The sequence below is a fragment of the Thermocoleostomius sinensis A174 genome (assembly GCF_026802175.1).
Taxonomy (GTDB): Bacteria; Cyanobacteriota; Cyanobacteriia; order Elainellales; family Elainellaceae; genus Thermocoleostomius; species Thermocoleostomius sinensis.
In genome coordinates, this window is the sequence record NZ_CP113797.1 from 5419980 (window position 1) to 5443796 (window position 23817).

A 23817-nucleotide genomic window follows, 5' to 3' on the forward strand; every position below is an offset into this window, starting at 1 on the left:
ACCCATGAGCAGCAAAGCCCAGATTCCCACTAAAAATACCGCCTACCCAACTCAGGAAAACACCCGCCTGAAGTTGGAGTCGCGGCCGTTTGGTGAGACAGCGGCTCTATCGATCGCAGCGGGCACCTTGGGATCTGGGACATCGGGATCTGCTGGCATTGGAGGAACATCTGGGGGAACAGCAGGCGATTCCACGATGCCATCTATTCAAACCCAACAGGAAAGAAGAGGACGGGCTGGCTTTAACCTTGCGGATGTGCCGCTACGTCCCACCAAACCCAATTCGCCGATCGTCACTAATCGCCCTACTGTACAAGCCAAGTTTGAGGGAATTCAACGCAATGTTGATGAATCGAATGATGATCCGCTGAAGACTTTTTCGGTGATTCAAACGAAGCTGACAATCGGCAAACCAGGGGATCGGTATGAGCAGGAGGCCGATCGAACGGCGGCTCGGATTATGCGAATGCCCGATCCGCAGGCGAGTGAAGCGATCGCACCTCCACAGTCGGCTGAGCCACAGATTCAACGGATGTGTTCAAAGTGTGAGGAGGAACAGGAGCAACCTGCGGTTCAACGGAAGGAGGGCGATCGCTCTACCTCTGATCCCACTACAGCTTTAGAAAGCCGTTTGTCTAACCAGAGTGGAAAGGGACAACCGTTGCCAGATCGAGTGCGATCGTTCATGGAACCCCGCTTTGGCAATGATTTTAGCGGAGTGCGGGTACATACCGATTCGTCTGCGGTACAGATGAATAAAGAACTTGGGGCACAGGCGTTCACCCACGGAAATGACATCTACTTCAATGCAGGTAAGTACAATCCGCGGTCGAGTGGTGGGCAGGAGTTGTTAGCCCATGAGTTAACGCATACAGTCCAACAAACGGGAGGAGTACAGTTCAAGCCTGAAGCAAACCAAGTTCATTCCCATATACATACCGAAACTCCACAAATTCAACAGCGGCAACAGCCTGGAGCGAAAGCTGCTAGCAACGGGGCAAACGGTTCTCACTTCCTTTGGCGAATGGTGCAGACCAAGAAGAATCTGCATCCAATGGAGGAAACAGAGGAAAGCGTGGAAACGACTGAGGAGCCTCAGGCTGCGCCACCGCCACCCGATGCCCCTACAGATAACGGGGACGGACAACCCAACGAGAATACTCCTAACATTCAGGCTAAATGCAGCCAGTGCGAGGAAGAGACGATTCAGCAAGACCCAATTACACCGATCGCTTCTGGCGATGAAACCGTTCAAGCTGCCCCAGAATGGATGGAAGCAACTGGGGAATGGCTTGGCGATCGCGGACAAGATGTTGTCGATAGTGGTCAAGAGTTGCTGGGGGATGTAGCTGATGTAGGGTTGAATTTAGTTGCTCGACTTTCTCCAGAACTGGCTGATCTGATTCGCCAAGGTCCAATTGAAGTTCTTAAAGAAACCGTTGGGGAAAGTATCAAAGACTGGTTTGAAGGATTACTCGACGAGTTAGGCATTTCAGATATTGTCGATGACTTTAGAAGCTCGTTCGACAACCTATTTGCCACTGTTCGGCTAATTATGGAAGGCGATCCAGAAACCTGTGAAGCGGTAGCAGACAAGCTCAACTCCATGACGGAATTTGTCAGAGGGGTGATGGACAATCCCAAAATTCAGGCGTTGCAAGATGCCTTTACTCAAGCGGGTGAAATCTTTCAGCAAATCCTGGATGTTTTCGTTGCTCCAGTCTTCAATACCATCATGGATCTGGTGGGGGACGCGTTCCAAGGCATCACCGACTTTGGCCGACAAATTTGGGAATGGAGCAAACCTGTCCGAGATTTTATTGGGGATGCCTGGAATTGGGTGATGGAACAGCTTGGCATCGGTGGCGGTGATGGCGACAGTGAAGGCGGCTTAATCAATTGGGTGAAAGACAAAGCGAGTGAGGCTTGGGAAGCCATTAAGGAAACCCTTGGACCAGTGGTTGAACCGATCCGAAATGTTGTGATGGTGGCAGTGGCGCTGTCTCCGATTACCTGGATTGCCGCAGCCGTCAGATATGCACCTCAAGTGATTGAAATGGTGCAGTGGTTGTGGCAAAACCGCAACAATCCCAACATCGTGGAATCAGCCCATGAGGAAATGGGACATACGATTTTGCCGCAGTTGTTGTCTAGTTTGCAGGGCTTTGGAGATGGGCTGCAAAGCGCTGTAGATACCCTCATTACAGAGGTCACAAAAATTAGCGATGGGTTCATCTCTCTGGTTAGTTCACTAACGGGTCTGCCGTTGCTGAACATGATTAAAGGCACGATGGAAACCATCTCAAACAGCGTTCGTGATTTTGTCACCTGGAGCCGCGACAAATTTGATTCCATCAGCAAGGCGGTTGTTGAATTTGCCCAAAAAGTTCAGGAGAAAATTAGACCCTGGATTGAAGTTCTGACCTCGATTGGCACTGCCATTCTTAATCCAGGAGCGATTCCAGGAATTCTTCTAGGATGGGCATGGCGCAAACTTCCAGACTGCTACAAAGGTCCCATTATCGATTTCTTGCTAGATACCCTAATTGAAATCCTATCGGGAATGCCAGACTTCCCCTTCTTTGGTGTTCTGTGGCCTTTGATTAAAGAAGGAGTTTTAGGCTATCTGCGCGGGTTGAGAGCACAAACGACCGAAGTTAAAGTTACTATCTCGAATAAGGTTGCCAAGATTGTTAGCGGTAGCAGCGTGGACTTCGCTGTCGGATTTGTTAAAGGATTCCTCCGTGGGCTTTGGCAAGGTTTGACCGATCCATTCGTTTTAATTTATCAAATCATTCAAGGCTTTGCTGGTCTCGTTACTTGGCTGAATGACGCTGCAACCCAGGCTCTCAATCCTCAACCAGAACCGCAAGCTGCTTCTGCTAATACAACTAATGCAGGAGTTACTCCCGAAACTGTAGCTTCAGTTGAGGAACCAGGTGCTGTTTCAGAAGAGACTAAATCGAATCTTGGTCATCGCATGGGAGATATGAAGGGTGAACTTGAACCTCCTGTGAATGACGTGACAGAAAACTTTATGGGTGCCGTGCAAGAGGTCTTCACAGGTAGTGGAGAAGGTTCATCGTTTGATACCTTGACGCAACTGTTTGGAAACGCCTGGGAGTCTATGAAGACTGCTATGAGGGAAGCCGGAACGCAGCTTGCTAACAGCATTTGTGAATTCATGATGCAGGATGAAGCTGAAAGCAAAATCGGAGACACCGTAGGTTGGCTGGCTGGAACGATTGTCTTTGAAGTATTGCTGGCAGTTTTAACAATGGGTACTAGCGTGCCTGCACAAGGAGCGTTAGGAGTGCTGAAAGTGTTCGCTCGAATCCTGGATTGGACGGGCGAGGCACTGGGCATGGCATTCCGGGCAATGAAACAGCTAGGTGGCTTTGTTCTCGATATTGTCAGGGGTGTTGGCAATTTCCTGAATAAAACAGATGGACCCTTTGCCAGAGTGATGGATGCGCTAAGGCAAATTGGCGATACTCTTCAGCGATATGCCGATGAGCTTTTGGGATCGACTCCTCAAAGAGCACCTGGTCAACCTGCTGGGACGGGTACTGGAGGAACAACCACAACGGGCGGTGGAAGTGCTACCACAGGAACCGGAGGTCAAACCACTGAGCAGACCCTGACTACCAACACACAGACACCATCAACAAGAGTAGAACCAGAAACCTCAGCTCCCAGAAATGCAGATGGAACAGCAGATATTCGTAACACTAAACCTGAACCCACTCCTGCTCGTGAATCTAGCGTAGCCGAGAGCGGACGAGTTGAAAGTGATCAACTGAGCAGCCAACAACTAAGAAATGAAGTTGATTATGTTAGCGAGCATCCAGAAATTATCAGTGGTAAATCACCGAATCGTAAAGCAGAAATTGGTAATCATGAATGGCAAGAAAATCCTGATGGAGCTTGGTGCCGCCATTCTGAAGAAGTTTGTCTAATCAGCGAAAGTGAAAATCCTGGTCAACTGTTTGATCCAGAAGCATCTGGTGACCCAATTACGGCTGGTGCTACACCCAGAAATCCAGTCGAACAAGATGCTGCTGAGGATTTTTATGGAGATTATGAGCTGATTAAATCCGAAGGACTTTATGGAGATATTGATTATTGGGACGCTCTTTTAGATGATGCACGCCGTATGACAGGGGTTGATAGGACTGTAACTACTGTCCCCGAAAAGCGTCCTAGAGTCCAAGGTGGTACTGTTGCAGTGGGAAGTGTTGGTGGTTCTCCTGCGGTAGCGGAGGTAATTTTTGAAGGTCATTCAAGACAAGCACATCCAAATGGCATTTCCCACCACAGTCAAGTTCCTCAAGTATATAGCCCCTCTAACCCAAACCCTATAGCTCAGGATCATGCAGAGCAAGAACTTGTCAATTTTATGCATAATGCTCTTGGAGATCCTAACCAAGCTGGGATAATTAGATTACATGTAGAATCTTCCCCATGCATCGGCAATTGTCGCGCAGGTTTGGGTCCAAAAGCTTCTGGAAACCCAGGTGTCCTCTCTGCATTTAGTAGGGACTATCCTAACCTCACAATTTGTATAACAGTGAAAGACTCAGATGAAGTCTTACTTATCAGAAATGGCAGGAAGATCTAAAAAAAAACACAATAAATGCTTTATAAAGCAGATTTTGAATGCACAAATATGAGTTTCCAAGAAATCTATCACCTTTGGTTCAATCTTGAAAAGTTTTCGTGTTTTTTGATCGCTCAAGACCAGATTCCAATGGAGGGGGATTATCAAATTTGCAATCTTCATGGCAATCAAAAGTCAGTTAACTTTAACACGATTACTTCTTTCCAAATTGCTGAGGAAAAAGCAAAGTCTTACATCAAAGCAGAACGCGATCGCGCTTGGCAAAATGCAAAAGAAGCGTTCCCCATTTTCACTAAGTTTGCAGCGGTGGCTCAAGGAAAACCCAATGATTCCTCAGCTAACTCACCTGTTATTGATGCGATTGCATCTCTTCTTCTCATCACGCTAGAAGAACGCCAAAGTGATCCTGGTGCCCTCAAAGAAGGCTTAGGCAATCTCTTCAATGGCTTCCAGGACATTCTGCAAGGAGCCGTATCAGATGATCCGGAGCAGATTGAAATTGCCCGAAACCGAATGCGATCGCTCCGGCAGTATTTGGAAACTCAAGGCGTTACTGTCAGCAATGATTTTGAGGTCCTCCCCGACAAACTGCGCGATCGCTGTCAAACCGCCACATCTGATCCTGAACTCAAAGAAAAAGCCCAACAGTTTGTCGAAGCGACTGAAGAAGTCAAACAATCATTCACCAATCTACTGCAAACTCTCAAAACCGGAGTTGAAAAATTCAAGCAGGCGATCGATGAAATCAACGAGAAGGCAGAGGCTGAACAGGACGCAGAAGACCAGGATCACTGATTTGATGATGTAGAAAGAGTGCTACAAACCCAGTATTGACGTTGAAGGCGATCGGACTTCTATATCAGAATCAGAGTCAGTACCTCATCACCCTAAACGAGAATATGCCAGATAGAAAAGTGAATTCTGAAGTATCAGGATTCCAAGCCAGTTTCCAAAGATGCCAGGAAAAAATTAACCCCAAGCAAGCGAATCTGATGAATAGCTATAGCTGATCGCAAGACCTCATCATCGCGCAAGTCATTATTCCCAGACACAATGACATCTGCCCTACCATCGATTGCAGTTGCCAGTACTGGCAGATCTCTTGGGTCGCGGCAGTTAGGAGGTATATTAGCAGTACGATCGCCCCACCCCCTCAAGAACCAGACCCAGAGGGCGATCGGGCGTCTGCATCAAAAACAGAGTCAGTACAATGAAGTTAAATTCAACCCATTGCAAGGAAAACTGCGTGCAGCCATTGATCAGGTCGCTGAGGAACAACAAATTGCCTATGCCTTTCCTGCACTGAAATGATGTAGTTTTGGCAATCGTTCGTATCAATTGTAGGCAAGCAGTGCAGTGCCGAAATTCAGTGACGTTTCTAAGCTGAAATAGCGGAATTTACGTCTTAAAGGTTACGGCTTTCCATACTAGAGAGCTATCTAAGAAAAGCTGAGCGGGCGTTAATCTAGCTAATAGTCTTAAGTGAATCGCTGTTCCTGCCGTCGTGGTTCGCCTACTGGAACCTGGAAACCCGATCGCAGTCGATGTATTTACTTCGAGCGAACTTTATCAAGCTAATGTCTAAACTGCCGCTGTGTGCTTTGGGGTTTCACCATTGCGCATCATTCAGCGACGTTTAGGTTGGTTACGTTTTGCTGTCTTTGCTCTTTTAGCATTGGTCAGTTTGTATTCAATTGACATCAGGAGATCCATGGTTATGTTTACCCCCACTCACTTCCTAGTTTCGCGTTCCAGAAAAACTCCCGTTCAACTGATTCCATCTGCCAGCGGGTTCAAAATTTTAACTGAACCGGAATGGCAACAAGGCAAGGAACCCGCCTTTGAAATTCGCAGTCGTCAAGGGTTCTTCTGTCAGGGTGTATCAGTCGTCGGTTACCGCTTAGAGCCGATCGCCGTTGCAGTTACCCCGACCCATACAACCGAAACGAACCCAGAGATTCAAGAAGCATCGCCGCTTATGCCGAAGTCGAGATAGGTTTGGGATAGTGCACCATCCAGCTAATCGGATAGTTGCGAGTACCAAGATGAGACTGAAGGCGAGCAGAGGCTTCATGAACTTCCACTACTTCCCAGATTGCAATCAACTCAGCGCTCGTCAGTTTAGGGTTCGCCAACAAAACCACGGCATCTCCTACCTTTAGCAGGGGTTGATTGCAATCAGAGTGCTCTAGGGTGTGCCAACCCTGTAAAGCTCGGACATCTGTGGCAGGACTCGCGACGGCGGTTTGACGAATTTGCTTTAACTTGAGTTTGATGGTTTCTGGGGTGTGACTCCAGACTTGACGTTTTTGAGCGGTTGTCAATGCTTCTAAGATAGTGAGTTCTTCAACGGTGGCGATCGTTGTCAAGATCTCTAATACCGTTGCCAAACTGGACTCATCTAACAGCAAATCTTGCGTGGTATCTGCTGTCGAGATTGGGAATGGCTCGGTCTTTGGTGTCAGATGCGAGTCAGCCAGTAATTCTTCATCTCCCAGCAAATTGTTTTCGAGTTCCTCGTCCTCGACAAATTCCTCAGCCTCAGCCTCAGAATTGGATAGTGAGATCAGTTCGGTCGGGGTTGATTGATTGAATGGTCGAGACGATCGCCCCGCTTCGCGAACCAGGCTGGGCTGAATGATATTGAACCTTGGCATAGTCCAGATCACGGCAAAAAGCACAATAACATCGAGATGCTTTCTCTATCCTGACATTTCTTTTTAGAAATAGTAATTTTGTACTAGTAATTTTGTACTTACTTGGGTGATTGGGGCGATCGAGGTGAAAAATTCTTCGATGCTTCCTGCTCTACAATGCCCTGCATTCCCCAGAATCCTAAGTTTTGATCAATGGTAATCTGTGTACCAATAGCGGGTTCCTGCTGTTGCCAGGCGTCAAACAGGCGATGGCTGTCTCCTCCAGTCAGCAGGATGGCACTAGTTGGATAGTCCTGCTGCCACACTTGGACAAAATCACGCAGTCCTGCGATCAGGGTATACATCACACCGCTGAGCATGGCATCGGGCGTATTCGTGGCCCAACGAGGAATAGCGGCTGGGTTGAAGGTACCTAGTTGATCTTGTAGCGCCGGCAAGGCAGCCGTTTGTTGAGTCAGCGATCGCAACTGAAGCCCCAATCCCGGTAAAATGGCTCCGCCAATTAGGTTGGCATGGGCATCGGCAGCGGTCAAGGTCAGCGCGGTTCCCGCATCAATGACAAGGGCGGGTAGTCCATACCGGATAGCGGCTCCCCATAGGGACAGAGCGCGATCGATGCCAAACGTAGGGTAGAGATGGTGCAGCGGGATGTGATCAAGTGTTAGTTGATGGATCTCAACCGAATGTGACTCAGCATGATGCAGCCAATGTTGAGTTTGCACTGGCACTACAGACGCCATCCACAACGGCAACGGAGCATCGATCGACGGGGTGATTGAAGACCATGGGTGAGCTTCAGTACCGCTGGTTTGAGAGGTAATCGACGATGCCTGAATGAACTGAAAACAGCAGTTAAAATCAAAGCGGTGTTTTATCAAGCAAGCAACCGCTTTAGCCGATAGATGGGGTGTATTCCAGGTTTGTTGAAGACAAGTTTGTTGAACTAGGGAGTGGTCAAACCATGCCCAATGCAAGTGGGAATTTCCGATTATTAACGCTAGCCAATCCCTTGCAAGCTCTGTCATGAGAACCGTTCATTATTTCTTAAGCATATTCTCAGTATTGCAGGAGATTCAGGCTCCATACTCGTTGAAGGTGGAAAAACAACACTTATGAAGATTGGATTCGGTCGAGAAGTTTGCGGCAATCTGGAAACCGCCGCCTCGCGAGAGTGGCTGGTGACGAATGGTATTGGAGGGTATGCCTGTGGAACAGTGGCCGGCGTGCTAACTCGGCGCTATCATGGCTTGTTGGTGGCCGCCCTAGACCCGCCGTTGGGGCGAACCTTGTTGCTGACCAAACTAGAGGAGGTGGTGCACTATCATCATCAGGTTTATTCATTGAGCACCGATCGCTGGACAGATAACAGCATTGACCCGGCTGGGTATCGCTACATTGAACGGTTTTCTTTGAATGGCACCATTCCCACCTGGCGGTTTGCCTGTGGCGATGCCCTGCTAGAAAAGCGGGTCTGGATGCAGCAAGGAGCAAACACGACGTATGTTCAGTACACGTTGCAGCGGGCAACTCAGCCCTTAGCGTTGATGATGAAGGCGTTGGTCAACTATCGCGATCATCATGGCGGCATTCGTAGTTGGGGTTGGCAAATGCAGGTCGATCGGCTGGAACAGGGTGTGGGAGTGACGGCCAGCGACCATGCCACACCATTTTATTTGTTGAGCGATCGGGCCGATGTGCTGCTCACTCATGATTGGTACTACGGGTTTGATCTAGCAGCCGAGCGCTATCGTGGACTGAGCGATCGAGAAGACCATCTGCACGTGGCCACCTTTCACCTGACGCTGTTGCCCGGCGAAACCGTAACGATTGTAGCCAGTACTGAGCCAACCCCCAACTTAAATGGAGCCACCGCCCTGAAGCAGCGCCAAGCCTATGAACAAAAGCTGCTCAACCTTTGGAAAACCGATCGCCCGGATGTTAACCGCGATGCCTCGCATTGGATTAGCCAGCTTGTATTTGCCGCCGATCAGTTTATTGTCAACCGAGCAGTGAATTTTCTAGAGAATTTTCCAGAGGCAGAGGCGGGAGATATAGCCAATTCGCTTGAGGCAACGTCTCCTCCGCTGCTCAACGGCAAAACGATTTTGGCGGGCTATCCTTGGTTTAGCGACTGGGGACGTGACACCATGATCAGCCTGCCGGGGCTGACGTTAGCAACGGGGCGATCGGAAGTGGCGCGGCTAATTTTGCGCACCTTTGCTCACTATGTTGATCAAGGCATGTTGCCCAATCGCTTTCCCGACGAAGGAGAAGAGCCAGAATATAACACCGTTGATGCCACGTTGTGGTACTTTGAGGCCATTCTTCAGTACTATCGCCTGACACAGGATGATGATCTGTTGATGGAATTGTTTCCGGTACTAGCAGATATTATTCATTGGCACTGTCGCGGCACCCGCTATAACATTCACCTCGATCCCACCGATGGGTTACTCTATGCTGGAGAAGCCGGATCGCAATTGACCTGGATGGATGCCAAGGTTGGGGACTGGGTAGTAACACCGCGTATTGGGAAGCCGATCGAAGTCAATGCCCTTTGGTACAATGCTCTGCGCACCATGGCCAAGATTGCCCGGCAGTTGGGCAAACCGCATCAAGAGTATGAAGCCATTGCCGATCGGACGTTGGCGCGGTTTTCGCGGTTTTGGAATACCGAATTGGGTTATTGCTATGATGTGCTGGATGGGCCAGACGGCCATGACAGTGCATTGCGCCCTAACCAAATTTTTGCCGTATCGCTGAGCGAAAGCCCCCTCACAGTTACTCAGCAGAAAGCTGTTGTTGATGTATGCGGTCGATCGCTGTTAACATCTCATGGGTTGCGATCGTTGGCCACCGATCATCCGCATTACCAGGGTCAATACGGCGGTACACCACTGCAACGCGATGGAGCCTATCACCAAGGCACGGTATGGGGCTGGTTGATCGGCCCGTTTGTGGTAGCCCATCTGCGGGTTTATAGTGATGCGGAACAAGCCAGACAGTTTTTGCAGCCGATGGCGGATCACTTGGTGGCCCACGGGGTTGGGTCTTTAAGCGAAATTTTTGATGGGGATGCCCCCATGACGCCGAGGGGCTGCTTTGCCCAAGCTTGGACGGTAGCCGAAGTGCTGCGAGCCTGGATGGTGACCGAATGACGATCGGTTGTTATCTATTCAATCCAAAGGCAAAAAACCATAGAGACACGCAAACAATCTTATAGAATGTAGAACGACTGTAAAAATTTCAGCATTCATTTTTATTCTTCATTTTCATTATTCATTAGCAGGTGTGAATTCCTTGTGAAACTGTTTGTCTTCCACACGCCAGAATTGACGCCAGCGGAGCCAACTCCTGACTGTGCCATTGCGATCGATGTTTTGCGAGCGACCACCACAATGGCAACAGCCCTCAACGCCGGGGCGGAAGCAGTACAAGTCTTTAGCAGTATTGATGAGTTAATGCAGGTGAGTGAAGCTTGGCTACCGGAAAAACGGCTGCGGGCGGGTGAACGCGGTGGAGCAAAAGTGCCAGGTTGCGACTTGGGTAACTCGCCGTTAGACTGTACGCCAGAGGTGGTAGGAGGGCGGCGGCTGTTTATCAGCACAACCAACGGCACTCGCTGTTTAGAGCGCGTTCAACACGCTACCACGGTTTTGACAGGTGCTTTAATTAATCGATCAGCGGTGGTCAGCTACCTGTTGCAACATCAACCCGAACTGGTCTGGATGGTGGGGTCGGGCTGGGAAGGTAGTTTTTCCCTTGAAGATACGGTTTGTGCCGGAGCCATTCTGTACAGCCTTAGCCAACAGCTTGCTGCATCTGGGCAATCCTTAGAAGCGATAGCCGGCAATGATGAAGTGTTTGGGGCGATCGCGCTTTATACCCAATGGCAAGATCAGCTATTGCAACTGTTGCACCACGCTAGCCATGGTCAACGTCTGTTGCGCTTGAATGGCCACGCTGATTTAGAATACTGCGCCCAAACCGATATCTTGAATATCCTTCCCATTCAGAAAGAACCCGGTGTTCTGATTAAACAAACCCTTTAGCCGACAAGTCTGTCTGACGAGTCTGTCTATAGCTGCACATTAGACATGCACAAAGAACGTCTGGGGCGCTCGACAAAGCGCCCTTGTCGCACCTTACAGATTTAAGGATTTGTCGCAATCGCTATTTTGCTCGGCATGGCGACAAGTGGATATAGCCGTTGGATGTAGCAGTAAAATGATGAGGATGATTCGGACTGTTTTGTGCCCTAAATCCATTCGTGTCGAATGTTAGCTATCTGAAATTGTTCGCCCGAAATTGTCCTCACTCACTGATCCCACTGATTCTGTTGCCAGGCTAATTCAAAGAATTACCATTCCACACATTTCGATCCCATTTTGTGTTCGTTAGAATTGCATCGCTAAAGTCGGTGCTTTTGAGGACAGCCCGGCTGAAGTCGGCATCTGTTAAATCGGCTCCTCGGAAACTGGTACCCCATTTAGTAGCCAAAAAATTGGCAATGGTCCAGGTAATGGTGTGCTTGCGATCGCCCTTGAGGGTACGCCATCCTACATAGCCTGCTAGGGGAAGTACAATGGCTGCTACGGCTATGGCTGAGGCAATGCTGCTGGTAGGCACCGTTGCCTCGGTATAAACCAGTGCCAGCGCAAAGGAACCGATAAATCCTCCGGCTACAACTAAAGCGATCGTAATCCGAAAGGCTAGTACCGCTGCCACCATCAGCGAACTCACCGCCGCCGTCGCTCCAGCCACCAGCGAGTTTACAGCAATAGCCGCCGCCACGCTGCCAGCAAACGGTACGGCCGCTGAGCTAATCAACGCTCCAACCGTGGCAATGACGAAGGCGAGCGCAAAGATGCCAAAGCCCACCGCCATATTGCGCGTCAGAGACACAAACGTGAACCCCATAATCACAATCGGTGTAATCCAAGCGAAAGCCGCTTCATCGGTTTCATCCACCGCCACAAACCGAACTTCGGCAAACGCGCCGATAATTCCCGCCACAACACCTAACACGATCGCTGCCACAATCAACACAGCCAACAAAGTCATTGCCTGCCGTTTCTGTAAGCCAGCCGTGACATTAGTAAAGTTCACCCCTGTAAGGATGGCATTGGTAAAATCTGCCCCTCGAATATCACATCCACTGAAATCACAACCAGACAAATCCTCCCCTCGGAAACATTTTCCTTTGAGGTTTTGCCGACGGAAGTTGCGCTCACCTAGTTCATAAAGCCACACAACTTCTTCTTTGCGCGTATTTTTCATGGCCCCTACCTCATCAAACAGTTGCCCTAAACATGACGGATAGGCACCCTGCAACTGAACAAAAACCCTGAGATAAATAGAACCAACCGTACGCAGATTAAGACGTAGTTAAAATCAACATAACGGTCAAGCTTAGCAATTAAAATGAATGATTCAGGTTTTGCACTGTTAGTTTCTAGATACAGTGAGTTTATTAACTGCTCGGAGTCCGATCGAGATTGGGAACACAACCATGCATCAACACAATGAACCCGTATGGTGCTGTATCAAGCGGTATCAAAAATTAACCCTGATCACATTTCACTTATTCTTTACAGGCTACTCCAAGTTTCTTAATTTTTCCACTGTCTGTTGCGGCGTAAACTATTTGACTTAGCTAGCACTGAAGAGTGGGGCTGCTGGAAAACCGTATCCAAAACTATAATCCAAAATTATAGGACGTGGTCAAGGCGTAACGTTCAACTTGCACGATGGTCAGTCGATTGCCTCGCCACCAACCACTACATTGCGAATTCTGAGACTAGGTCCGCCCACGCCAACGGCTAAGCCACTTTGCCCTCCTTTGCCACAGCCGCCCGATTCATCCCAGAAGAAGTCATTGCCGATTGCTTCAATGTCTGCCAGGGTCGTAAACACATTGCCAGACAAATTCACGTCACGGACAGGTTCTGCAATTTCACCGTTGCGAATCATCCAGGCTTCCCCGGCTGCAAAGGTAAACATTTCGCCGTTGGTCATTCCCCCTAACCAATTACGGGCATACACCCCTTCCTTGATATCGGCAAACAAGTCGGTCACGGGGGTTTTTCCAGGTTCAATCCAAGTGTTGGTCATGCGCACGATCGGCGGGTAATGATAATCTAAACAGCGAGCGTTACCCGTAGGGGATTCACCAAGTTTGCCAGCGGTTTCCCGAGAGTGCAGCCGACCAACCAACACCCCATCTTTGATTAACTGAGTGGTGGTTGCTGGTACCCCTTCGTCATCGTAATAATAGCTACCTCGGTGTCCTTCTGGGGCGGCTCCATCAAAGATCTGTAACTCTGATGAGCCAAACCGCCGACCTAGAGTCATCACCTCCAGCAGGTCAGGATTTTCATAGGTCATATCAGCCTCCGACAAATGTCCAAAGGCCTCATGCACAAATAAGCCAGACAAAATTGGGTCAATCACCACCGTGTAGGTATTACCTTTAACCGATGGTAACGCCAACGCATCCACAGCCCGTTGAGCGGTTCCTCGCACCTGCTCATCCAGGTTCGCTAAATCTTCATAGGCTTTACGAGAGCCAGTGGTTTCTCGCCCAGTTTGAACGGTTTCACCATGGCGAGCAGTGGCAGCAAAGCGCATTTCCAAATCAACCCACGATTGTTCAATCAATGTTCCGTCAGAGGTTGCCAACACAATGCGTTGAGCACTATCGCCATAGCGAACCGAGGTGGTGGTAATCCGATCGTCTACACTTCTGAGAATTTCAGCATAGCGATGGCAGAGATGCTTTTTTTGAGCTAAGGGAATATGACGCGGATCGATACCTGTTATCGGAATTTGCCGAGAATCTTGGATCGAGGGCACCGGGGCCAACAGCGTTTCTTCGTCTCCAACCAACCGGGCTGCGGCGATCGCTTCTTCAATGTGTTGATTGAGGTTGCTTAAGCGGTTGAAGCTGGCAAATCCCCACCCACCCTTATAGCAGGCACGAACCTGTCCTCCAATAGAAATTCCTTCACTTAAAGTCTCTATCCTACTGCCGCGCAGCAAAATGTCAGTGCCCTCGGCTTCCTCCAAGCGAATAGCCAGGTAGTCTACTTGAGCTTGGTAGCGACGAATCAAATCCGTCAACACGTTCTTGGCATCAGCCAGCAGAGTCGGCATCATCATCACAGGATTGAATCACTGATTCTATTTTGTCGCAAAGTGGGGAAGCAATTGTCGTAGGCTGGTAAGAGATGACAAATTCTTAATTTTGCTGTGGTGGCTATGCCAAAGTATGTGGTGTGGGGACGCTATTGCCAAGACGTGGTAGAAAAACGTGCTCCCCATCGTCAGGCTCATCTCGATCGTCTGACCCAACTGAAAGCATCAGGTGAATTAGTGACGCTAGGGCCCACTAAGGATTTGACCTTGTTTTTTGGGGTCTATGATGCCGCAGATGAGGCTGCTGTAAAACAGTTAGTAGAAGCCGATCCCTACTGGCAACATGGCATCTGGACCGATTATCAGGTAAAAGAGTGGATTCAAGCATTCTAGCGTTCGGCGTTAGCTCAGCCCACCTTACGAAGGGGTTGGTGGATAGGCTGTCCCAAGGGTGTCGCAAAAGGACAGGGCTGTTTGGAAGTCGCTAGTTTGGCAGGGGTAAGCAATGGCTGGACGATCAATCACAATCAGTTGAACACCCAATTCGGCGGCAATTTGGTACTTGATGTCTTCGCCACCAGCGCTGCCAGAGGCCTTTGTCACAACTTTTGTGATTTGCCATTGTTGCCATAAAGCCCGTTCGAGTGCGGCTGTGTAGGGTGGGCGCAGGGCAATGAGGCGATCGCTGGTAAAGCCAGCTTGTAGAGCTGCCTCTAAAGCAACCGTAGACGGCAGAATACGAGCAAACAGGCAAGCCCGATCGTGCCAAGCGTGAAACAGTGCCAGGTTTTTATAGCCAATCGTCAGTAAGACCCGTTGCCCAGCTAGATAATTGTCTGTCAGCAGCGCTTGCCAGGAAATAAGATGCAGGGGTGAGTTAAGGGTTTGGACGAAAGAGGGGGATGCCAAGACCGGGCGCTCGTAGCGTAAGTACGGCAGGTGATAGTGCTGAGCAAGGGCGATCGCCAGTGTCGAAATTTCCACCGCGAAGGGATGAGAGGCATCAAGAATGCAGCCGATGTGATAGGTTCGCAGCAAGGTTTCAGCTTGTTCTCGGTGCAACGCCCCCACCCGAACCTGTAAGGTTGGCGTTGTGGGATATAGCGATCGGGCGGCGTCCGTCGTGACAGTGACCAGGCAAGGGACCTGACGGTGGGCGATCGCGTTGGCCAATTCCGCGCTTTCTTGCGTTCCCCCAATCAACCAAATAGTCGGTGAAGTACTGGTCATGGAAGCTTGGCACTCGTTCTTATGGAAAGCGAACTTTATAGAGTTGGAACAATTCTCCTGGTAAGGTTTTCACCAGTCGTCCGTTCAATTGTTGAATTAACTTCTGCCAGTTTTCCAGAGGTTCCAGAAATACTTCAGCCCCCAAGTAAGTTTCCAGGATAGCCCAATTCTCTGCTAACTCGGTTGCCGGATCTAGCACGTCAAATACAAAAAAACCGTCTGGTTTCAAAACGCGCTTCACTGCGTCTAGTACATCTCCCCAATAAGCCAGTGGATAGTAGCAGCTAAAGCCAGTGGCGATCACCAGATCAAACTGGGATGGTTCATAGTTTAGTTCGTGGGCGGCAGCCAGTTGAACCCCTTTGAATAGTTTAGAGTTCAATTGAGAGCCACGCGCGTTCAATAAATCGCAAGCAACAAGGCTAATGTCTTGTCCATAAAAAAAAGCGTCCCATTCATACCAAGGATAAACCAAGAAGCTAACACCACAGCCTAGATCCAAACAGCGTTGATTTTTCTTGGGTTTAGCGATTTGCCAAAACGGAGAATTGATTTTTCCTGCCAGCAATCCGGCTGACCATTCTTGAAAAATTGGCATGGACTCGACTTCGGCAGGCAAGTCGAACGGCTCACGGCGATAGTCTCGATTAAACCGCAGAGCGACAGCATCTAGTTGGGGTTGCCAGGAGGGGGGACGATCGCCCAAAAAATCAGAAAGGTTGCCATTTAAAAAATTTTGCTCTTTCTCACGGGCCATACTCAACCGTCACTCCTATCCCAACGTTCCAACCTTTGGCGATCGGTCAGTTGTAGATTAGAACCGATCGCGCTTAACTCCCATAGTTTTAGCCTTAGTTATCAACCCTTTAAGGCTCGATTAAAGTTTTGCCGATAGGATTTATTAGCAATTAGGAAAATGGGCCACAACAACGACAGATGCAACCGACCACTACTGAAATTAGTGCGGTTAAAGCCCGTCCAAAATTTCCAAGCTCCACCACCATAGATCAACAAGCCCAGCAGAATCAGAAGATTCATTCAGTTAGACCTCCCTACAAGCTAAACCTTAGCAATTTGTAACACTTATAAATAACGAAGCGTCAGAATGATACATCGTCAGCCATAAGCGACAAGTATATCAGTTCGCTCTTTGCCTCTCTTTCAGTGTAGAATAGCCCACTAAACTCCTGCCACCGATCGGTCTAAATCGTGTTAATTAGATAGCAGGATAAGACTTAACAGATTTTTCAGGTTTGACTTGAGCGATACTAGAAGAGCGGTCGATCGATGAACCAGCAGGCTAGGAGATTCGGTACAAAGGAGACACTGACATTGCTGCATCGAGCTATGAATCTGAGCCTCCCCCTCCCCCTCGCCCTGTTGGGAGAGGGAACGCGCAATCCGGCTCTCTTCTCCTCGAAGGAGAAAGGTTGGGGATGAGGGCAAATCCTACGTGAATGTAGCAACGCCGAGACACTCAATGATCTAGCTTGAGCACCTACCAAGGCTATTGGGTTCAATGAGGAGTGGAATACAAATTTGCATCTTTAAATGAGAAGTTGGGTGAACAAGATGGACTAGGCTTGAGGGCAAAGCGATTCATTGATTGTCACCCACTAGTTTTTTGAAGCAGATTCAATAGAACCCACTGAAGATGTGAATGGAAGATATGAATAGAAAATTGAATTAGGTCTAAATTTTGTTCCATCGACTCAATCAAATTAATGTTTGAGATTGGTTTCACAACCGTCTTTTTTCGCCTCTCCTTTCCATAATCTTTTCACTAGTTTCACACAGCAATTCAACAGATTAACAGATCAATTCAATGCTACAGACAGTTGGGCGCAAGGAGGATTTATGAGAGCAGTACTGATGGCTGGTGGATCGGGAACACGGCTACGCCCCCTCACCTGTGACTTACCCAAACCAATGGTTCCAATTTTGAACCGTCCGATCGCACAGCATATTATCAATCTGCTCAAACGCCATCACATTACTGAAATTATTGCAACGCTGCACTATTTGCCCGACATTATGCGGGATTATTTCCAAGACGGCAGCGATTTTGGTGTGCAAATGACCTATGCCGTCGAAGAAGATCAACCGCTGGGCACAGCCGGCTGCGTGAAAAATGTGGCGGAATTGCTCGACGAAACCTTTGTGGTGATCAGCGGCGATAGCATTACTGATTTTGATCTGTCAGCCGCCATTCAGTTCCACAAACAACATCGATCGAAAGCCACATTAGTGTTGACCAGTGTGGCCAACCCGATCGAGTTTGGGGTGGTGATTCTTGACGACGAAAACCGGATTCAGCGGTTTCTGGAAAAGCCCTCCAGCAGCGAGATTTTCTCGGATACAGTCAATACCGGAACCTACATCCTGGAACCGGAGGTGCTAGATTATCTGCCAATTAATCAGGAAACTGATTTTTCCAAGGATCTGTTTCCGCTGCTGCTGGAAAAGGGAGAACCCATGTATGGCTATGTGGCAGAGGGCTATTGGTGCGATGTGGGCCATCTAGATGCCTATCGAGAAGCCCAGTATGCGGCATTGTATCAACGAGTCAAGCTAGAGTTTGACTACACCGAACGATCGCCGGGCTTGTGGGTAGGACAGAACACGTTCATTGACTCCACGGCTCACATTGAAACGCCCGTGCTAATTGGACACAACTGCCGAATCGGGGCCCGCGCTCAGATTGCATCGGGCACGGTGATTGGTGACAACGTGATTGTGGGGGCAGATGCAGATATCAAGCGCCCCATTGTTTGGAATGGTGTCATTATTGGCGAAGAAGCGCATTTGCGGGCCTGTGTGGCGGCCCGAGGCACACGAATCGATCGTCGAGCCAATGTCCTAGAAGGGGCGATCGTAGGATCACTCTCAACCGTTGGTGAAGAAGCGCTGGTAAATCCGAATGTGCGGGTTTGGCCCAGCAAAAAGATTGAACCCGGAGCCACCCTTAACATGAACCTGATTTGGGGACATGCAGCGCATCGAAATCTGTTTGGGCTGCGGGGGGTTTCGGGCTTAGCTAACGTGGATATTACACCAGAATTTGCTGTGCGGCTAGGAGCCGCCTTTGGCTCAACGCTGAAACCCGGTTCTCAAGTCACCGTATCTCGCGATCAGCGCCCAATCTCTCGCATGGTGACGCGATCGTTAGTAGCAGGGTTGATGTCGGTGGGCATTAACGTCCAGCATTTAGAAGCTACAGCTATTCCTGTCTCGCGGGCGGTTGTACCAACATTGGCAGTAGCGGGCGGCATTCATGTGCGAGTGCATCCAGAGCGATCGGATCATATTTTGATTGAATTCTTTGATCAAAAAGGCATTAACCTCTCGAAGGGGCGTGAAAAGAAGATTGAAGGTGCATATTTCAAGGAAGATTTTCGCCGGGCGCAAGTGCAAGAGATTGGCAATGTCGTGTACGTGACGCAAGCCAGCGATATCTACAGCGCTAGTTTCGAGCGGCATTTGAATGTGGATGCAATTCGCAACAGCAACTCGAAGGTGGTGATCGATTATGTGTATGCTGTATCGGGCGCGATTTTGCCGCAAATTTTAGGTAAATTTGGCTGTGATGCTGTTGTGCTGAATGCCAGCCTGAGTCATCTTGTGCCGTCCATGTCCGATCGCGAAGTGTTGCTGAACCAGTTGGGGCACGTGGTGGAAGCGTTGAAAGCCAATTTGGGGGTGCAGGTTTCGGCCAATGGGGAGCAACTGATTTTAGTCGATGAGTCGGGCAGCGCCATTCGTGGCGAAATGCTGACAGCCTTGATGGTGCACATGATCCTGACCGATCATCCTAGAGGAACCGTAGTCGTGCCAGTGAATGCATCGAGTGCGGTGGAACAAATTGCCCGTCGCCATGATGGCAAAGTGATTCGTACCAAAGCAAACCCCACGGCCCTGATGGAAGCGTGCCACACCAACCCCAACGTTGTACTAGGGGGTAGCGGTGAGATGGGATTCATCTTTCCCCAATGGCATCCGGGGTTTGATGCGATGTTCTGCATCGCCAAGTTGATTGAAATGCTGACGTTGCAGCAACGCGACACGTTTAGTATGCCGCGAACGTTGGGACAAATTCGTACAGAATTGCCGCGTGTCTCACATCGCATGTTGACGGTGCGGTGCCCTTGGTCGGTGAAAGGATCGTTAATGCGCCATATGGTGCAAACTCACCCGCCGGAGGTGTTAGATCTAACCGATGGAGTCAAAATCTTTAATCCTAATCACGATAGTTGGATTTTAATTTTGCCAGATGCCGGAGAGCCATTGGTGCATCTTTATGCAGATAGTCACGATCGCGGTTGGGTTGATGAAACGCTGCGAGAATATCGCGCCAGTGTGCAAGAATTTGTCGATCGCGATCACGGCATGGAGGATGTACAAATGGAGGAGGTTGAGTAGAGCTACCTACCGTTCGGCATCAACTCGAAATTTCTTCAACTCGCGCCACCATCGATCTGCCAAAACACTGTCATCATACAAATCATTGATTTCGCTAGCAGTGGTTAATTTGACCAATGTTGTAGGAATAAAAATGATTCGGCGGCGGCGATAACTGACGATCGGATGGGGTAATTCTTGCAACGGCGATAGTTCTAATTTGTAGTAGTAATTTTGACTCTTTCGGTTCTTTTGTTCTTCTGGAAATAGTTCACACCGCATTACTTTATGAATTATTAGAACACGAGCATAGTACTGAATTGAATACGCTTCGCTGCCAAAAACTTTGGTTTGGTAAAACGCTATCCATTCTGGCGGCCATCGCCGCTGAAGGGATTTTTTAACGCTGGCAACGGGAATACGATACCAATGCTGCTCGCGAGCAATCTCTAGATCCCGTTGGTTATTCATAATGGCAACGAGTACCTCACCAGGTTTTGACATACAGCAGAAGGAAAGATGAAGGATGAAGAGCACGTAAGGGCAGTACCGCTGTGTTTGCCCATAGAAATCAATCAACCGCTTCTAGTTGAGAACGAAATCCTCTTTGCGGTGTCCACTGTACGGCTCCATCTCGATCGGTGACAAAGGTCGTAACGGAATGTGCTTGCAGCCAGCGATCGGCTGATGGTGCAATAGTGCGTCCCGAAACAATGGCAACGGTAGGATTGATGGCAGCTAAGATTTCTGCGCTCAATTCCTCACCAGTCCACCACAGAACCGAAGCAGAGGGTAATTGAACCTGTTGATTCACCGCAGGTAGGTGATTCAGGAAAAGCCACCGCTGCCCGGCCATGTCTAGCACCAAGGCGCTGGCAGTCTCGCTAGTATTGTGACCGAGCGATCGCACCGTGGCCGCACCCAGTTGCATAGGTCGATCAAACGCTAGAGGAGCGATCGAGGTACCCGGAAGGGATGCCGATGGGGCAGCAGCATACATTGCTTGAATAGCAAGATGAGACTGAAGGCGCTGCCAACCCTCCCGATCGACGGATTGCAGGGATGGAGAAACAGCCCAATCGATGCGATTCACGCCCTGCTTCAGCAAAAACGGCAGCACGGTGAATTTAGCGTCGGTTTCACTACCGCTGTTAATAAGCGCTACCTGCCCCTGCTCTTGCCATACCAGCACCGGGCGATCGGTGGTGTCTAACACTGTAGCTTGCAGCAGAGTCGTTGAGGTATACCAAGCGGGAATCAGAATCAAACTCATGCCTACAATCAGAGCGATCCACCAGTAGCGCTGTGCTGCTTTCCATGCCCAAATCAAGCCCATTAACCCATACAGCAGCAGTAATCGAACGATCGAAATGCTGCCAACAGCCCAAGTATTGCCCGGTAGCTGATTGCCCCACTCCGCCAACTGGATGAAGAGATAGCTAGGCAGATGCAGTAACCCTGCCAAGACGCTGCCTGCTGAAGGATAGATCAATGCTGCCACAGCACTGATCATGCCACCAACACTGATTACGGCGATCAGTGGAGTGGCAACAATATTAATGAGCACGCTGTAGGGCGAGGTGATGCCAAAGGCAAACAGCAACAGCGGTAACGTCCAAAGGAACGCAGCGATCGGTACGGTAAAGAGGGGAATCAAGAGAGCAGGCAACCAATCCAACCATTGGCTTAACACAGGAACCGTGACCAGTAATCCGAGGGTGGCTAAAAAACTAAGCTGAAAGCCCAAATCAAACATCCACAGCGGGTTCCACAGTAAGAGCAATGTGGCGGCAAATAGAATCGAGGCGATCGGGTTAACTTTGCGTTCTACTGTTAGTGCTACCAAGGCGACAGTTCCCATTATGGCGGCCCGCAGCACTGAAGCCTCAATGCCAGTCAGACTGAGGTAAAACAGCAAGACACTGAGGCCTAGTCCCAGCCTTAAATTGGGCTGAAGCCGCTGAGTGCAGGTGAGGACAATGCCTACCAAAAGGGAAACCTGTGCACCAGAAGCCGCTAACGCATGAGCTAACCCTGCCCACCGAAACTGATCGCGCATCTCATAGGGCAGGTCCACCGATCGCCCCCCCATCACCATTGCGCTCACCAGTGGGCCCTCTGGCACTCCCAACCCAGCTACCTGCGATCGAATAATTCGCTGCCGAATTGACCAAAGTGGCGGTGGGAGGTGGGGGGCTGTCACCGTCACTGTTTGACCACGCAATCCCGTGAAAATACCTTGTTGGGCTAGATATTTGGCAAAGTCAAATCCGCCTGGATTTGTTGCAGGTTTGGGTTGATAAAGCGATCCGGCGATCGTCACCCGTTGTCCGGGATATAACCCAGTGGCTTGCAGCGGCGGCACCGTCACCAAAACACGACCTGTAACGGGCCTGGGTGAAGAATTCGGGGGATCAATCGCTTGGGCTTGCGTTGCCTCCAGTTCAAACTGAATCCGCTGGCTTTGCGTTAGGCGGGGCGATGTGGCAATCGTGCCCTGTACCTGATAAAGTTGACGCGGCAGAATTTCAGTCGTGGCGTTTGAACTCAGGAACAAGTGGCTAATGTCAGTGGCAGTAGGTCGAGGAATGCGTGCTTGAAAATATAAACTCGCCAGAACACCAATCACCGCCGCCACCAGCCAAACTCGCGAACGTGGCCCCATGCGCCAAAACCGAGGAACCAGGAAAGCTACAACCACACCAATCACTAACAGCCCGATCGCCCCGATTGGAATATTTGCTACCTTTCCCGGAATTCCCGTCAGCAATAAGCCGAGAATGTAAGCTAGACAAATTACCGCAGCGCTGGTAGCCATGAAACCTCCGATCGGCAAGGGTCTTGCCTGTGTTCCGTGGCACGATGCAAGGTGAAAGGGGAAAAGCGAAAGGGAAAAGCGAACAGTAGTAAAGAGCTTCAGCATTCAGCCAAAACTGATGCCAGGACAATTTTTGCCCTTCATTCTTTCGCCTTTTCTAGATTGCCATTCCCAGCTTCAAGCCCAACAGCGCATGAAGGAACAACAGACATAGTGCTGCACTGCCTAAATAAGCGTGAGTGGTACGCAGCACTGCTTTATTCTTCCCAAATCCAGTCAGCGCGACGACGCTATTGAGGGTTAGCAGCACAATCACAATCGATCCAGTCCAGAAGTGCGGGCTTTGAAAGATTGGTTCGCCTTGCATCACCAGCGACAGCACGCCGCCTGTGTATCCCAAGGCAATGAACAGAAACATGAACGGCGCAATTTTGCGGTGATCCAGACGGCTTTGCACAGCGGCATCTTTGTTGACTGCCATTAGGGCTCGACCACGCCACCCTGTTAACCCCACAAAACTCCCCATGACAAACACCACAATTGCCATCATGACCGGATGCCCCCAATGCACGATCGGTTCAGGGACACCAAGCGTGCGAAACCAAGCCGCGATCGGCTCCAACCATTCACGAATATTCGACATTGTGTTCTCCTTTTCTTTCCCTAGCAAGGCAAGCATTAAGAAATATTAAGGATATTTCATGAACCTGGCAATAGTTGTTCTAGCAATTGGCTGAATTCACTTCTGCCCCAAGTTTGATCGCCCTCATTTGAATCAGACCCAACCGGATCAAACACGACAACAAACTCAGCATCGGGAATCAACCGTTGCATCGCCTGAGCGTGCCCCTCCGCATTCGATCGACTGCGAAAGCGATTCACCACGACCCGTTGGAAATTTGGCAGTAGACGCACCACCGCCCAGTGATTGAGGCGATCTCGATAAGTCATAATTA

20 protein-coding genes are annotated in these 23817 nt (G+C 49.6%); 8 read left to right on the forward strand and 12 right to left on the reverse strand.

All coding sequences use genetic code 11. The features are described 5' to 3' along the window. The first annotated feature begins 4 nt into the window (after positions 1–4). Both OXH18_RS23490 and OXH18_RS23495 read left to right on the forward strand, forming a co-directional pair. Positions 5–4621: an eCIS core domain-containing protein gene (locus tag OXH18_RS23490; protein WP_268609946.1), complete on the forward strand. Its 4617-nt coding sequence runs from the start codon at positions 5–7 to the stop codon at positions 4619–4621. Between the two features lie 48 nt (positions 4622–4669). Then, a complete protein-coding gene (locus OXH18_RS23495; protein ID WP_268609947.1) occupies positions 4670–5416 on the forward strand; it encodes a hypothetical protein in 747 nt (248 codons plus the stop codon). Positions 5417–5550: 134 nt separating this feature from the next. Here the strand turns inward: OXH18_RS23495 and OXH18_RS25590 are convergent, their stop codons facing one another. Beyond that, positions 5551–5778, reverse strand: coding sequence for a PIN domain-containing protein (locus OXH18_RS25590; RefSeq protein WP_390904342.1), 228 nt, complete (start codon positions 5776–5778; stop codon positions 5551–5553). Between OXH18_RS25590 and OXH18_RS23500 the strand changes: the two genes are divergently transcribed. After that, positions 5675–5932 carry a hypothetical protein gene (locus OXH18_RS23500; RefSeq protein WP_268609948.1) on the forward strand — a complete coding sequence of 86 codons (258 nt, stop codon included), beginning with the start codon at positions 5675–5677 and terminating at the stop codon, positions 5930–5932. The genes OXH18_RS25590 and OXH18_RS23500 overlap by 104 nt on opposite strands. A gap of 406 nt (positions 5933–6338) precedes the next feature. Continuing rightward, positions 6339–6617 (forward strand): hypothetical protein, encoded by a 279-nt coding sequence (locus tag OXH18_RS23505; RefSeq protein WP_268609950.1) that lies wholly within the window; start codon positions 6339–6341, stop codon positions 6615–6617. Here OXH18_RS23505 and OXH18_RS23510 read toward each other — a convergent pair. Continuing rightward, a complete protein-coding gene (locus OXH18_RS23510; protein WP_268609951.1) occupies positions 6598–7278 on the reverse strand; it encodes a hypothetical protein in 681 nt (226 codons plus the stop codon). The two genes, OXH18_RS23505 and OXH18_RS23510, sit on opposite strands and share 20 nt — an antisense overlap. Positions 7279–7376: 98 nt before the next feature. Continuing rightward, positions 7377–8303 carry a pantothenate kinase gene (locus OXH18_RS23515; RefSeq protein ID WP_268609952.1) on the reverse strand — a complete coding sequence of 309 codons (927 nt, stop codon included), beginning with the start codon at positions 8301–8303 and terminating at the stop codon, positions 7377–7379. Between the two features lie 87 nt (positions 8304–8390). On the opposite strand from OXH18_RS23515, the gene OXH18_RS23520 reads away from it, so the two are divergent. Together OXH18_RS23520 and OXH18_RS23525 are read left to right on the forward strand one after the other, a co-directional pair. Beyond that, complete coding sequence (locus tag OXH18_RS23520; RefSeq protein WP_268609953.1) at positions 8391–10436, forward strand: amylo-alpha-1,6-glucosidase; 2046 nt, start codon at positions 8391–8393, stop codon at positions 10434–10436. A 144-nt stretch (positions 10437–10580) separates the two neighbouring features. After that, the gene (locus tag OXH18_RS23525; protein ID WP_268609954.1) at positions 10581–11330 is read left to right on the forward strand and encodes a 2-phosphosulfolactate phosphatase family protein; all 750 of its coding nucleotides are present in this window, start codon (positions 10581–10583) and stop codon (positions 11328–11330) included. A gap of 295 nt (positions 11331–11625) precedes the next feature. On the opposite strand, the gene OXH18_RS23530 is transcribed toward OXH18_RS23525, so the two are convergent. After that, complete coding sequence (locus tag OXH18_RS23530; protein ID WP_268609955.1) at positions 11626–12558, reverse strand: pentapeptide repeat-containing protein; 933 nt, start codon at positions 12556–12558, stop codon at positions 11626–11628. 474 nt (positions 12559–13032) lie between these two features. Then, positions 13033–14433, reverse strand: a complete 1401-nt coding sequence (locus tag OXH18_RS23535) for a TldD/PmbA family protein (protein ID WP_268613242.1) — start codon at positions 14431–14433, stop codon at positions 13033–13035. A gap of 105 nt (positions 14434–14538) precedes the next feature. Between OXH18_RS23535 and OXH18_RS23540 the strand changes: the two genes are divergently transcribed. Continuing rightward, on the forward strand, positions 14539–14808 hold the full coding sequence (locus OXH18_RS23540) for a YciI family protein (protein WP_268613243.1): 270 nt from the start codon (positions 14539–14541) through the stop codon (positions 14806–14808). Between the two features lie 24 nt (positions 14809–14832). Here the strand turns inward: OXH18_RS23540 and OXH18_RS23545 are convergent, their stop codons facing one another. From OXH18_RS23545 to OXH18_RS23555, 3 genes are all read right to left on the reverse strand, one after another. Further along, positions 14833–15645 carry a cobalt-precorrin-6A reductase gene (locus OXH18_RS23545; protein ID WP_268609956.1) on the reverse strand — a complete coding sequence of 271 codons (813 nt, stop codon included), beginning with the start codon at positions 15643–15645 and terminating at the stop codon, positions 14833–14835. A 19-nt stretch (positions 15646–15664) separates the two neighbouring features. Then, entirely contained in the window at positions 15665–16402 is a 738-nt protein-coding gene (locus OXH18_RS23550; RefSeq protein WP_268613244.1) for a class I SAM-dependent methyltransferase, read from the reverse strand. A 101-nt stretch (positions 16403–16503) separates the two neighbouring features. Continuing rightward, on the reverse strand, positions 16504–16683 hold the full coding sequence (locus OXH18_RS23555) for a hypothetical protein (RefSeq protein WP_268609957.1): 180 nt from the start codon (positions 16681–16683) through the stop codon (positions 16504–16506). Between the two features lie 819 nt (positions 16684–17502). On the opposite strand from OXH18_RS23555, the gene OXH18_RS23560 reads away from it, so the two are divergent. After that, a complete protein-coding gene (locus tag OXH18_RS23560; RefSeq protein ID WP_268609958.1) occupies positions 17503–20064 on the forward strand; it encodes a mannose-1-phosphate guanyltransferase in 2562 nt (853 codons plus the stop codon). A gap of 6 nt (positions 20065–20070) precedes the next feature. On the opposite strand, the gene OXH18_RS23565 is transcribed toward OXH18_RS23560, so the two are convergent. The 4 genes from OXH18_RS23565 to OXH18_RS23580 all read right to left on the reverse strand — a co-directional run bounded on the left by OXH18_RS23565 (position 20071) and on the right by OXH18_RS23580 (position 23812). Next, on the reverse strand, positions 20071–20547 hold the full coding sequence (locus tag OXH18_RS23565; protein ID WP_268609959.1) for a hypothetical protein: 477 nt from the start codon (positions 20545–20547) through the stop codon (positions 20071–20073). 67 nt (positions 20548–20614) lie between these two features. Further along, entirely contained in the window at positions 20615–22861 is a 2247-nt protein-coding gene (locus OXH18_RS23570) for a ComEC/Rec2 family competence protein (protein WP_268609960.1), read from the reverse strand. Positions 22862–23018: 157 nt separating this feature from the next. Continuing rightward, a complete protein-coding gene (locus OXH18_RS23575) occupies positions 23019–23504 on the reverse strand; it encodes a DUF4079 domain-containing protein (protein WP_268609961.1) in 486 nt (161 codons plus the stop codon). A 56-nt stretch (positions 23505–23560) separates the two neighbouring features. Continuing rightward, positions 23561–23812, reverse strand: coding sequence for a hypothetical protein (locus tag OXH18_RS23580; RefSeq protein WP_268609962.1), 252 nt, complete (start codon positions 23810–23812; stop codon positions 23561–23563). Positions 23813–23817: the final 5 nt, after the last annotated feature.